Annotated in this window: 12 protein-coding genes; 6 read left to right on the top strand and 6 right to left on the bottom strand. The window is 72.5% G+C overall.

The window, feature by feature from the left end:
- Positions 1–333 precede the first annotated feature (333 nt).
- Both E6U81_RS15370 and E6U81_RS15365 read left to right on the top strand, forming a co-directional pair.
- Positions 334–915, top strand: coding sequence for a TMEM165/GDT1 family protein (locus E6U81_RS15370; protein WP_136230657.1), 582 nt, complete (start codon positions 334–336; stop codon positions 913–915).
- Between the two features lie 195 nt (positions 916–1110).
- A complete protein-coding gene (locus E6U81_RS15365; RefSeq protein WP_136230809.1) occupies positions 1111–1632 on the top strand; it encodes a DinB family protein in 522 nt (173 codons plus the stop codon).
- 24 nt (positions 1633–1656) lie between these two features.
- Here the strand turns inward: E6U81_RS15365 and E6U81_RS15360 are convergent, their stop codons facing one another.
- A complete protein-coding gene (locus E6U81_RS15360; RefSeq protein ID WP_136230656.1) occupies positions 1657–2367 on the bottom strand; it encodes an HAD-IA family hydrolase in 711 nt (236 codons plus the stop codon).
- A gap of 159 nt (positions 2368–2526) precedes the next feature.
- Positions 2527–3429, bottom strand: coding sequence for a peptidoglycan-binding domain-containing protein (locus E6U81_RS39820; RefSeq protein WP_168714636.1), 903 nt, complete (start codon positions 3427–3429; stop codon positions 2527–2529).
- A 191-nt stretch (positions 3430–3620) separates the two neighbouring features.
- Here E6U81_RS39820 and E6U81_RS15345 point away from each other — a divergent pair, with 191 nt between their 5' ends.
- Positions 3621–5690 (top strand): MFS transporter, encoded by a 2070-nt coding sequence (locus E6U81_RS15345; protein ID WP_136230653.1) that lies wholly within the window; start codon positions 3621–3623, stop codon positions 5688–5690.
- Here E6U81_RS15345 and E6U81_RS15340 read toward each other — a convergent pair.
- Positions 5687–6241: a GNAT family N-acetyltransferase gene (locus tag E6U81_RS15340; protein ID WP_136230652.1), complete on the bottom strand. Its 555-nt coding sequence runs from the start codon at positions 6239–6241 to the stop codon at positions 5687–5689. The genes E6U81_RS15345 and E6U81_RS15340 overlap by 4 nt on opposite strands.
- 107 nt (positions 6242–6348) lie before the next feature.
- Between E6U81_RS15340 and E6U81_RS15335 the strand changes: the two genes are divergently transcribed.
- Complete coding sequence (locus tag E6U81_RS15335; RefSeq protein WP_136230651.1) at positions 6349–6744, top strand: nuclear transport factor 2 family protein; 396 nt, start codon at positions 6349–6351, stop codon at positions 6742–6744.
- 70 nt (positions 6745–6814) lie between these two features.
- On the opposite strand, the gene E6U81_RS15330 is transcribed toward E6U81_RS15335, so the two are convergent.
- Positions 6815–7171 (bottom strand): antibiotic biosynthesis monooxygenase, encoded by a 357-nt coding sequence (locus E6U81_RS15330; protein WP_136230650.1) that lies wholly within the window; start codon positions 7169–7171, stop codon positions 6815–6817.
- 107 nt (positions 7172–7278) lie between these two features.
- On the opposite strand from E6U81_RS15330, the gene E6U81_RS15325 reads away from it, so the two are divergent.
- Complete coding sequence (locus E6U81_RS15325; RefSeq protein ID WP_136230649.1) at positions 7279–9357, top strand: phosphatase PAP2 family protein; 2079 nt, start codon at positions 7279–7281, stop codon at positions 9355–9357.
- A gap of 46 nt (positions 9358–9403) precedes the next feature.
- Here E6U81_RS15325 and E6U81_RS41710 read toward each other — a convergent pair whose 3' ends face one another.
- On the bottom strand, positions 9404–10345 hold the full coding sequence (locus tag E6U81_RS41710) for a helix-turn-helix domain-containing protein (RefSeq protein ID WP_136230648.1): 942 nt from the start codon (positions 10343–10345) through the stop codon (positions 9404–9406).
- 107 nt (positions 10346–10452) lie between these two features.
- On the opposite strand from E6U81_RS41710, the gene E6U81_RS15315 reads away from it, so the two are divergent.
- Complete coding sequence (locus E6U81_RS15315) at positions 10453–10986, top strand: PaaI family thioesterase (protein ID WP_136230647.1); 534 nt, start codon at positions 10453–10455, stop codon at positions 10984–10986.
- 205 nt (positions 10987–11191) lie between these two features.
- On the opposite strand, the gene E6U81_RS15310 is transcribed toward E6U81_RS15315, so the two are convergent.
- The gene (locus E6U81_RS15310) at positions 11192–12436 is read right to left on the bottom strand and encodes a cytochrome P450 (RefSeq protein WP_136230646.1); all 1245 of its coding nucleotides are present in this window, start codon (positions 12434–12436) and stop codon (positions 11192–11194) included.
- Between the last annotated feature and the right edge of the window lie 131 nt (positions 12437–12567).

Genomic DNA, 12567 nt, shown 5'->3' with positions numbered 1-12567 from the left:
AGGGGCGGGGGCTGGGGCAGTGCGGCACAGGGCGGGACCAAAGGCCCATTCCGGCCGGCCGTCGACGTCGCGTAGTCTGTTCGGAGCAGAAGGGGAGTAGCTCTTCGCCGGACCGTCGACATACTGCTGGGTCACCCAGCCGGCGCCCGGAGGCAGGCCGCGTAGCAGCGGTCGGCCAGCGAGACCTTCGGCCGCAGTGTCCTGTCCCGTCGTGGGCGCGTTCCGTACGCGCACGCGCACGCCAGGGCGCCGCTGAGCCGAAGCGACCCCTGAAGCACCCCAGGTCTCTCGGTACCGACGGCGTCCTGCCCGACCGATTGAGGTTCCACCTCCGTGTTCAGCTTCAGCATCACGGCAATCGCCTTCGGCGTTGTCTTCCTTGCCGAACTCCCCGACAAGACGGCCCTCGCCGGCCTGATGCTCGGCACGCGCTACCGCGCCTCCTACGTCTTCGCGGGCGTCGCCGCCGCCTTCGCCGTGCACGTCGCCCTCGCCATCGCCGCCGGCAGCGTGCTCACCCTGCTCCCGCACCGCCTCGTCCAGGCGGTCGTCGGCGTCCTCTTCCTCCTGGGCGCGGCCATGCTGCTCCTGAAGAAGGACGACGGGGACGAGGAGGTCAAGCCGCCCGCCGACCAGTCCTTCTGGAAGGTCTCCGGGGCCGGCTTCATGCTGATCCTGGTGGCGGAGTTCGGTGACCTGACCCAGATCATGACCGCCAACCTGGCGGCACGGTACGACGACCCCGTCTCCGTGGGCATCGGCGCCGTCCTGGCGCTGTGGGCGGTCGCGGGCATCGGCATCCTGGGCGGCCGCACCCTGATGAAGTACGTGCCGCTGCGGCTCATCACCAAGATCGCGGCCGCCGTGATGGCAGCGCTGGCCGTGTTCTCGCTGTACGAGGCGATCGCGGGCTGATCGGCAGGGGAGGGGGAGGGAGGGGAGCGGAGGGGGTGCGGGGGCGGCCCGGGCTCCGGCGGTGGATACTCCGTTGCGGGCGGTGCGCCCGAGCGGCACGCTCGGCGCGTGATCGATTCGACCTCCCCCGCCGCCCCCTCCGCCACCGGCTCCGGCTCCGCGCCCGCCCCGGACCGTCGTTTCGGCTGGTCCAACATGTTCGTCGACCCGGACGCGGACCCGCGCACCGACGGGGGTTTCCGCGGTGAGCGGGACGTGCTCGTCGGCTACCTCAACGACCAGCGGCTGACCCTGGAGCTCAAGTGCCAGGGCCTCGACGCCGAAGCCCTCGCGCGCCGCTCCGTGGAGCCGTCCGACCTGTCCCTGCTGGGACTCCTGCGCCACCTCGCGGGTGTCGAGCAGTACTGGTTCCGGCAGGTGATGGCGGGCCAGGACATACGCCGGCACTACCGCTCGGAGGAGGAGCCGGCCGGGGAGTTCACGGGCGCGGTGGCCGACCCGGAGCTCGTCGCGCACGCGTGGGCGACCTGGCGGTCCGAGGTCGCCTTCGCGGAGCAGCTCGTCGCGCAGGCTCTCGGCGTGGACGTGACGGGCGAATGCGCCGGTGAGCCGATGGAGCTCCGCGAGGTGCTGGTCCACATGATCGAGGAGTACGCCCGCCACAACGGCCACGCGGACTTCCTGCGGGAACGCATCGACGGGCGCGTGGGGCAGTAGGGGCCCCGGGCCTTCGGGTGCGCGCTACTGCGCGGGCGCGTCCTGGGGCTCCGGCCGCAGCGTGATGCGGATCGAGCCGTCGGCGTCGGTCGTGATGTCGAGGGACGTCAGGTCCGGGACGTGCACCGTGGGGCCGTGGGCCGCGGCGCGGGGGCCCACGCCGATCACGCGCATGCCCGCCGCCCGGCCGGCGGTAATGCCCGCGCCCGAGTCCTCGAAGACGATGCAGTCGGCCGGGTCCACTCCCAGTGTGGCGGCGCCCTTGAGGAAGCCCTCGGGGTCCGGCTTGCTGGCTCCGACGGACTCGGCGGTGATCCGCACCTCGGGCATCGGGAGCGCGGCGGCCGTCATCCGGGCGGTGGCCAGCGCGGCATCGGCGGACGTGACCAGGGCGTGCGGCAGACCGCCGATCGCGGCCATGAAGGCCGGTGCGCCCGCGACCGGGACCACGCCGTCGGTGTCGGCCGTCTCGCGCGCCAGCATCTCCGCGTTCTCGGCGAGGTTGATCTCCATGGGGCGCTCGGGCAGGAGCACGGCCATGGTGGCGTAGCCCTGGCGGCCGTGGACCACCTTCAGGGCTTCCTGTGGGTCCAGCCCGTGGGAGAGGGCCCAGTCGCGCCAGCAGCGTTCGACCACCGCGTCGGAGTTGACGATCGTGCCGTCCATGTCAAGGAGCAGGGCCTTGGCGGTGAGGGCTACGCGTTCGGAGGTGGCGGTGGAGGTGCTGGCCGACATTGACGGGGCTCCAGACGGGCGGGAAAAGAGAACAAGTGGTTCCGTCCACCGGTCAGGGAGAGAGGACGGAACCACTTTGTTCCCTCACGATACAAAACGTGGGGCGGTCTGCGCCACTCGCGGACGTGTGACCCCCGTCGCCCCGCCGCCCGGTCACCCCTATCCCTCCAGCGCCTGGCGGGTGAGGGGCCCGTACACGCCCCACTCCTCGTGGTCGATGCCGTTGTAGTACTGGAACGTCGACAGCGCGTTCTCGACCTTCGAGTCGAACTTTCCGTGGAACCTGCCCCGGTAGAGACCCTGTCCCGCCAGCAGCCGCTGGAGCTTCTCCACCTCCGGACCCGAATCCCCGTAGCGCAGGACCGGGGCCTGCGCGGGCGGCGGCGTACTGGCGGAACGGCTCGCGCTGGGCGACCCGCTCGGCGACGGGGGCGCCGAGGAAGGGGAACGTGACGCGCTCGGCGACGGGGACGCGGAGGGAGACGGCGACTTCGAGGCGCTCGGCGACGCGGAAGCCGACGGGGACGCACTGCCCCGGCTCGGGCTGCCCGACGGCGCGACCGGAGCCGCGCTCACCGCGGGCGCCGACGCCTTCGCGTCCAGCAGGGTCGTGTCGCTCTCCGGGGAAGCGGGCAGCACCCACACCGCCACGGCCGTGCCGCTGAAGGCCACCGCCGCCGCGGCCCCCACCAGCAGGGCCAGGGGCCGGCGGCGGGAAGCCGAGCCGGACCGCTCCTCCGGGCCCCCGCCCCCGCCCCCTCCTCCTCCGGTCGCAGGTGCGGGCGCCGCGACCGCGCGGAGCCGGACCGTCTCCGCAGGGTGCTGCGGCGCGTGCGCCGGTCCTGCCTGCCACGGGCCGTCCTGCCACGGCCCGGCCGCGGGCGCCACGGGTATCCCGTACGCCGGGGTGTCGTCCTCCGCGTCCGCCGGCTGCGGCGCGGCCGGCGAGGGGGTGACCACCCCGGACACCGGCTGCGGGGACGGCGGCGCGGGCTCGGCGGCAAGTTCGCCGGGATCGGGCAACGTCACGTACGGACGGATGCGCAGAGGGTTGAAAGCCACACCCGGTGCACACCCGCAGGCGGCGCCGGCAGCGTCGCAATTCGGACAGTGCTCACCGTTCACTGGGGACTCCCTCCCTGGCCATTGCCTGCGATTATGCAGACCCGCCGCAACCCTCCCAACCGCCCGAGAGGCCATAACCGGACACACCGCTCAGGATGGAAATGTTGATCCGGCCGGAGGAGGAATCGATGGCTCAGGATGCGACCAAAGGTGCCGTGGACCCCGTCCCCGGCCCGCAGAAGTCCGGCCCCGCAGGCGAGCACAACTCCCGCGAGGTGCTCGTCCCCATCGGCGCCCTGCTCCTGGGCCTGCTGATCGCCGCGCTCGACCAGACCATCGTCTCCACCGCCCTGCCGACCATCGTCAGCGACCTCGGCGGCATGGCCCACCTGTCCTGGGTCGTCACCGCCTACATGCTCGCCGCGACCGCAGCCACGCCCCTGTGGGGCAAGCTCGGCGACCAGTACGGCCGCAAGAAGCTCTTCCAGTACGCCATCGTCCTCTTCCTGATCGGGTCGGCGCTGTGCGGACTGGCCCAGGACATGCCCCAGCTCATCGGCTTCCGCGCCCTGCAGGGCCTGGGCGGCGGAGGACTGATCGTGCTGTCGATGGCGATCGTCGGCGATATCGTCCCGCCCCGCGACCGAGGCCGGTACCAGGGCCTCTTCGGCGGTGTCTTCGGCGCCACCAGCGTGCTGGGCCCCCTGCTGGGCGGCCTGTTCGTCGACAACCTCTCCTGGCGCTGGGTCTTCTACATCAACCTCCCCATCGGCCTCGTCGCCCTCGTCGTCATCGCCGCCGCACTCCACATCCCGGCGCGCCCCTCGAAGCACACCATCGACTACCTCGGCACCTTCCTCATCGCGTGCGTCGCCACCTGCCTCGTCCTCGTCGCCTCCCTCGGCGCCACCTGGGGCTGGGCGTCGGCCCGGATCATCGGGGTCGCCGTCCTCGGCGTCGTGCTGCTCGCCGCCTTCCTCCTCGTCGAGCGCAAGGCCGCCGAACCCGTCCTGCCACTGACGCTCTTCCGGATCCGCACCTTCAGCCTCTGCTCGGCGATCAGCTTCGTCGTCGGCTTCGCGATGTTCGGGGCGATGGTCTACCTGCCGACCTTCCTCCAGATCGTCCAGGGCGTCTCACCGACCATGTCCGGCGTCCACATGCTGCCGATGGTCATCGGCATGCTGATCTCCTCCACCGCCTCCGGCCAGATCGTCAGCCGGACCGGCCGCTGGAAGGTCTTCCCGATCGCCGGCACCGCCGTCACCGCCATCGGCCTGCTCCTCCTCCACCAGCTGCACCGCACCAGCTCCACCTGGGAGATGAGCGTCTACTTCTTCGTCTTCGGCGCCGGACTCGGCCTGGTCATGCAGGTCCTCGTCCTCGTCGTGCAGAACGCCGTCAGCTACGCCGACCTCGGCGTCGCCACCTCCGGTGCCACCTTCTTCCGCTCCATCGGCGCCTCCTTCGGCGTCGCGATCTTCGGCACGGTCTTCACCAACCAGCTCGACGACAAACTGGCCGCTTCCCTGGCCGGCGTCAGCCTGCCCGCCGACGCCGGCATCCCCCAGCTCGAGGCGGATCCCCGGGCCATCAGCGCGCTCCCCGCGGACCTCCGCCCCCGCGTGCTCGATGCGTACGCCACCGCCATCACCGACGTCTTCCTCTACGCCGTCCCCGTCGTCCTGGTCGCCTTCGTCCTCGCCTGCTTCCTGAAGGAGGACAAGCTCCGCGCCTCCGTCACCGCACCCGACGTGACCGAGACCCTGGCCTCCAACCCCGTCCAGCGCTCCTCCCACGACGAGGTCGCCCGCGCGCTGTCCGTCCTCGGCACCCGCGAGGGCCGACGCCACGTCTACGAGAAGATCACCGAGAAGGCCGGCTACGACCTGCTGCCCGCCTCCAGCTGGCTGCTGCTGCGGATCAACAAATACGGCTCGGCGGAACCGGCACTGCTCGCCGAACGCGTCAACGTGCCGGTGAAGGTGATCACGGACGCCGCCCGCCAGGTCGAGGAGCGCGGGCTCGCCGTCCGGGACGGGCTGCCGCTGGTGCTGACCGAGCGGGGCAGCGAGGCCGCCGCGAAGCTCAGCGCGGCCCGCCAGGAATCCCTCGCCGAACTCCTCGGCGACTGGTGGGGGCCGGACCGGCCGACCGACCTGGTCAAGCTGGTCGAGGAGATCAACACGGAGCTGTGCGGATCCGACGCCGAAGAGCCCTACGACGCCGAGCCGCGGCGCGACCACGCCGCGCCCTAGACCAGGCGCTTCTCGAACCAGTGCTCCGCATACGGGCCGGAGTTGTACGCGGGTATCTCGCCGTAGCCGTGACGCGCATACAACGCGCGGGCCTCCACGAGATCCGACCGGGTGTCCAGCCGGACCCGCTCGGCGCCCAGCGCACGGCTCTCCGCCTCCAGAGCCCCGAGCAGAGCCGCCCCGCCGCCGGTACCGCGGGCGCGCCGGTCGACGTACACCCTGGTGAGCTCGGCGGTCACCCCGTCGAGCAGCCGGACCCCGCCGCACGCGAGCGCCGCGCCGTCGAGACGGCCCACGACGAACTGCCCCGTCGGCGGTGCCAGGCCGTCGTCCGGGAAGTCCAGCAGCCCCTGGTCGATCTCGGCCTCGGTGACCTCGCGTTTCCAGTACCGGCCGGCGACCTCGGCGTAGTAGGCGCGGCGCAGCCGGGTGGCGTCGCCCGTCGTGAACGGCTCGGGGCACACGCTCCACGACCTGGCGACCGCGGGGCCGGGAGCGGGAGCGGGAGAGGGCGTGGACTGTGGTGTGCGGTGTTCGCTGTGTGTCGTCATGGCGTCATTGTGGAGTCGGCGCGCGAACTCCCGCGTGGAATATCCACATGGGCGGGCTGATGATAGGAAAAACGACCATCCCGCCTACCCGGAGGGTGTGAAACGCCATGGCAGAGCATCCGGACTGTGCCCTGATCCGCCGCGGTTACGAGGCCTTCGGCAAGGGCGACATGGAGGCGCTGGGCGCGCTCATGACCGCCGACGTCATCCACCACGTACCCGGCAGCAACCCCATGTCCGGCCACCACAAGGGCCGGGAGCACGTCCTCGACTTCTACCGCCGGCTCGGCGAGGAGACGAAGGGGACCTTCCAGGTGCACCTGGAATCGGTGCTCGTGGACGGGCGGGGGCACGTGATGAGCTTCCACACGGCACGCGGTGACCGCGGCGACCGCGGCATCGAGATCCGCCAGGGCCTCTTCTTCACGATCGTCGGCCACAAGATCACCGACATCGACCAGTGCACCGCGGACATCGACGAGGAAGACGCTTTCTGGAGCTGACCCGACTCCGATCGCCCCCGCCGTCCGGACCCCGGGACAACGCCCGGGGCCCGGTCCGAGCGCTGACCGGTCAGGCCTTCTTCGGCGCCGCCTGCTGCACGACCTCGAACGACCACACCGTCGAGGCCGAGGCCGCCGGCTTCGGCCGCTCCGCGCCCGCGCCGGCCGCGCCGGCCGCCCCGCCCTCGCCGCCGCCACCCTGGTGAGCGGCCTTCATCGGCCCCTCCATCCACGCCTGGAAGTCCTCCTCCGAACGCCACCGCGTGTAGACGAGGTACTGGTCGGTGCCCTCCACGGGGCGCAGCAGCTCGAACCACTCGAACCCGTCCGAGCCCTCCACCGCGCCGGCCCGCGAGGCGAAGCGCCGCTCCAGGACCTCCCGCTGCTCGGCGGGAACCGTCAGTGCGTTGATCTTCACGATGCTCATGGGAGCCATCCTAGGGATCCTGCGGGGGATATCGTCGTGCGGGTAATGGAGCGCGGCAGCCAGGCGAAGTCGGGGTTGCGGTCAACAGGGTGGGAGGCCGGCGAGGCGTGGCTGACGCGGCGGAGCACAGCACAGCGAACGGACATGCCGGGGTCATAGGCGGCAGCAGCAGGCTCGGCGCGGCGCGGCTCGTCCTGTGGGCGCTCGCCGGCGCCCTCGCCGTCAGACAGGCCGTCGCGGTGCTGCGCGTGCCGCCGGCCGAGTGGCTGGGCGGCTTCCACCTCCCCGGCACCCTCCCGGGCTCGGGCGGCCCGGCCGCCGGCTCGGTCTACGACGTCGGACAGTTCGCCGGCACCCCCTTCGCCGGGCTGGTCCTCAAGCCCCTCGCCGGTCTCGCCGCCCCCTCCCTGGAGGTCGCCTGGACCTGCGTGACGCTGCTGTTCGTCGCCGCCATCGGGCTCGTCGCCGCCCGCGGCCTGCCCGACCCCGTGCCGCGCCGCACCGCGCTGCTCGCCGCGCCCGTCCTGACGGCCCTGATGATGGTCTCGCTGCCCGTCCGCGAGGCCGCCTCACCCGGCCGGACGGCCGTCGTCCCCGTCCTGCTGCTGCTCCTCGCGGTCTTCCGGGTACCCGGCGACCGGCCCGCCGGCCTCCTCGCCGGCCTCGCCGCCGCGCTCCAGCCGGCGCTGCTGCTCTTCGCCCCGCTGCTGTGGCTGACCGGACGCCGTCCCGCCGCCCGAACGGCCGCCGTGACCTTCGCCGCAGCCACCGCCCTGTCGTGGGCGGCCCTGCCGCGCGACTCCTGGACGTACTGGGTGCACCACCTGGCCGGCACCGGCCTCGGCGGCGCCCCCGACGGCCTCGCCAACCAGTCCGTGCACGGCGCGCTGCTGCGCCTCGGCCTGACCGGACCGGCCGAAGTCCTGCTCTACGCCGCCCTCGCGGGCGCCATCGTCTGGTTCGGCCTGCGCCGCGCGGTCCGCTACGCCCGCGACGGCCAGTTGCTGCTCGCCGTCGCCGTCACCGGCTGCGTGGCCGTCGCCGTGTCCCCGACCGGCTGGCGCCACCAGCTGCTGTGGGTGCTGCTCGCCGTCGCCGGCAAGGTGGGCGAGCGCGCCGCCGACCGGCGCGTGTGGCCGGTGGCCGTGGTCCTCGCCATGACCCTGCCGAGCGCGGTACTGCTGCCGAACATGAGCGCGCTGGCGCCCGTACGCGACAACGTGCTGCTGCTCACCGCGGTGGCGGCGGCCTGCGCGGTGCCGTTCCTGCCCCGCTCGTCCCCGTACTGGCGCGATCCCGTACCGACGGACTACGGGCGGCCGGCGGCGGCCCGCTGGTCGCGCGTGCCACTGCTGCCGTTCTGGCGGCGCGTGCTGTCCCGCCCGAACCTGCTGCTGGAGCTGCTGCTGATACGGGTCGGCTACTCGCTCTACTCCCACATCCGTGCGGCCGCCCCCACCAGCCGCTCCCTCGCCGAGGGCAACGGCAGCCAGATCCTCGGGATCGAGAAGGCGCTGGGCCTCGACATCGAGCATGCCGTGAACCACGCCGTGGTGGCGACGCCCTGGCTGGAGGCCTTCTTCAACTTCTACTACACCTCCTTCCACTTCGTGGTCCCGCTGACGATCCTGGCGGTCCTGTACTGGCGGCGCCCCGGCGACTACCGCTGGGCCCGGGCCTCCCTGGGCCTGGCCACCGTCCTCGCCCTCGCCGGATTCTGGCTGTACCCGCTCGCTCCGCCGCGCCTGATGCCCGGCCTCGGCTTCGTCGACACCGTGCACGGCCCGCAGGACCTGGCCAACCCGTCGTACGGGGCCATGACCGCGATCTCCAACCAGTACGCGGCGATGCCCTCGCTGCACTTCGGCTGGTCGCTGTGGTGCGGGATCGTGATCGTGGTGCTCGCCCCGAAGGGCTGGCAGAAGCTGCTGGGGGCACTGCACCCGCTGATCACGGTGTGCGCGATCGTCGCCACCGCCAACCACTGGGTGCTGGACGCGGTCGGCGGCGCGGTCGTCGTGACCGCGGGCTTCGGGCTCGTGCACGTCCTGTCCGGGCCGCGCCGCCTGCAGCTGCACCTCCCGGCGCAACAGAGCGGGGAGGGCGGGGAACCGGCCTCGGCCGCCGACGTCCCGGTGACGGCGACGACGGTCGAGCCCGTCGCAGGATCGCGGTCGCGCCCCTGAGCCGGGGTCCCCGCCGCTGCCAGCCGGGGTCCCGTCGCTGCCCCCGTCAGCTCCCGCCGCGCCGCCTGCGCAGCAGGATTCGCAGGGGTCCCGGGCTCTCGTACCCGACCCGGCGGGCGACGTCCGCCAGGGGGAGGTCCGTGGTGCGCAGCAGGTGTTCGGCCTGCTCCACCCGCAGGTCCTGGATGAGCCCGACGGGTGTGCGGCCGAGGGTACGGGCGACCGCGCGCTGGAGGGTCCGCTCGCTGACGCCGAGCTCCCGGGCCGCGTCCGCGATCGGCGCCGGGTCCGCGAGCCGGGTCCGCGCCCACTGCTCGAAGGCCGCGACGAGCGGGTCGTGGCGGGCCAGGGCGCTGGGAATGGCGTACGCCGCCTGAGAGGCCCGGTCGTCGACGACGAGGTAGTGCCGGACCAGGTCCGCGAGAGCGGGGCTGCGCGTACCGACGATGGACAGGGCCAGGTCGAGGTGGCCGAACGCGGCGCCCGCCGTGGTGACCCCGCCGGAGCTGACGACCATCCGGGTCTCGTCGAGCGTGACCCGGCGGTAGCGGTCCCGGAAGATGGGGGCCAGCCACCAGCTGGTCGTCGCCCGCCGGCCGTCCAGCACCCCCGCCTCGGCCAGCAGGAACGTTCCGGTGCAGGAGGTGGCGAGCGGGGTGCCGCGCTCGCGGGCCCCGTCCAGGACCCGGCGGGCCGGGCGGTACGCCGCCGACGCGACGGCCTCGACCAGGGCCTCCGGGCGGCGCTCCATCAGTGCGGGCACCACCAGCAGGTCGGCGTCCTCGGCGACGGAGACCGGCTCGGTGTCGATGCGGTGGCCGAGCCCGGTGCGCACCCGCCGCCGCACGCCGACCGTACGGATGTCGAAGGCGGGCGGCGGGGCGCCGGCCACCCGGCCGCGCAGCACGTCGGCGGTGTGCAGCACGTCCAGGACGGCCGAGATGCCCGAGTCGAAGACCCCGTCGAGGGCCAGTACGGCGACTTTCACCGCTCCACGGTAGCGCCGGACGGCCTCGGCACGGTTGTCGGAATCCGTGCGGAAGCTGCCGGATCCGACACTCCCGATCGGCCCGGACCCTGCCTAGGGTCGTTGGCATGACCACGTATGAGACCAGCGCCCCGCCCGCGACCGGCGCCGCACTCCGCAGCCGCACGCACACCTGGCAGCCGCGCCCGGAGACGACCCCGGAGATCCTCGGCATGAGCGGACTGGAGATCCTCCGGGCGAGCCTCAAGGGCGAACTGCCCGGCGCGTCGATGATGAGCACCCTGGGCTTCCGGCTCACCGAAGCCGCCGAGGGCGTCGCCGTCTTCGAGGGAGACCCGGGCGACCACCTGCTCAACCCCATGGGGACGGTGCACGGCGGCTTCCTGGCCACCCTGCTCGACTCGGCGCTCGGCTCGTCCGTGATGACCCTGCTCCCGGCCGGCACCGCCTACACCACGGTGCAGCTCGGGGTGCACATGATCCGGCCGGTCATGGCGGACACCCCCACCCTGCGCTGCGAGGGAACCGCCCTGCACGTGGGCCGGACCACCGCCACCGCCGAGGCCCGGGTGACCGGCACGCACGACGGCAAGCTCTACGCCCACGCCACCACGACCTGCGCGATCCTGCGCGCGGCCTGACGCGCGCCGGCCCGCTGCGGGCCGCGCAGGCCGAAGGGGCGCCGGGGCGCACATCGCCCCGGCGCCCCTTCGGCTGGATCGCCGCTGTGAGTAAGGATCACCCCGTTCGGGTGGGGCCGCCACTCGAACGGGGGGTCGGGAGCGGCCGGCGGACGGCAGGGGCCGGGGCGTGGGAGAAGCGGCCCCTGCCGTCCTGGGTCACGGGTCAGCCGTGGCTGACCCGCAGCTCCTTGATGCCGTTGAGCCAGGCGGCCCGCAGCCGGCGAGGGCCCTCGCCGGCCAGCCGCAGGTCGGGCAGCGCATCGGCCAGGGCGTTGAAGATCAGGTCGATCTCCATCACGGCCAGGGACTTGCCGAGGCAGAAGTGCGGACCGCCGCCGCCGAAGCCGAGGTGCGGGTTCGGGTCGCGGGTGATGTCGAAGACCTCCGGGTTCTCGAAGACCTCGGGGTCGTGGTTGGCGGAGGAGTAGAACATCCCCACCCGGTCTCCCGCCTTGATCTTCTGGCCGCCCAGCTCGGTGTCCTGGGTGGCCGTGCGCTGGAAGGACACGACCGGGGTGGCCCAGCGGACGATCTCCTCCGCGGCGGTGGACGGCCGGGTCGCCTTGTAGAGCTCCCACTGCTCGGGGTGGGTCAGGAAGGCGTGCATGCCGTGGCTGATGGCGTTGCGCGTGGTCTCGTTGCCCGCGACCGCGAGCAGCAGCACGAAGAAGCCGAACTCGTCGGAGCCGAGGTTGCCCTGGCCCTCGGCGGCCACCAGCTGGGTGACGATGTCCTGGGCCGGACACTCCTTGCGCTGCGCCGAGAGGTTCATCGCGTAGCCGATGAGCTCCATGGCGGCGTTGGAGCCGACCTCGGCGGTGATCGCGTACTCCGGGTCGTCGTAGGCGATCATCTTGTTCGACCAGTCGAAGATCTTGGAGCGGTCCTTCTGCGGTACGCCGATCAGCTCGGCGATGGCCTGCAGCGGGAGCTCGCACGCCACCTGCGTGACGAAGTCGAAGCTTCCGTCGGCCGCTGCCGCCGAGGCCTCCTCGACGATCTTCCGCGCCCGGTCGCGCAGGGCCTCCTCCAGTCCGCGGATGGCCCGCGGGGTGAAACCGCGCTGCACGATCTGGCGTACGCGGGAGTGCTCCGGCGGATCCATGTTCAGCATGATCAGCCGCTGGGCATCAATCGCATCACGCTGGATGTGCTCGTTGAAGCGGATGATCGCGGTGTTGGTGGTCGAGGAGAACAGCTCGGGGTGCGTGGAGACGTACTTGACGTCCGCGTGCCGGGTCACGGCCCAGTAGCCCTCGTCGTCGAAACCGGTGACCCCCCGCCGCTGCGGGCACCACCACACGGGGGCGGTCTGCCGCAGCCGGGCGAACTCCGGGTAGGGGACCCGGCTCTGGAGGAGGTCGGGGTCGGTGGCGTCGAAGCCATCGGGGAGCGCGGGGCAGGACATCGGGCAACTCCAAAGTCTGACGGACCATCAGAAGTTGGCTTGAAGGTAGTAACGAGTTCCAGAAGTGACAAGGGTCGAAGCGCCAACTGTTGCGTGTGGAATCCGTGCAGGGCGCGTGCAAGACCCTTGCG

The organism is Streptomyces sp. A0592 (assembly GCF_004795115.1).
In the GTDB taxonomy this organism is placed as follows: Bacteria; Actinomycetota; Actinomycetes; order Streptomycetales; family Streptomycetaceae; genus Streptomyces; species Streptomyces erythrochromogenes.
Note: the sequence above shows the minus strand (reverse complement) of the source record. Positions and strands in the feature narration are given on the sequence as shown.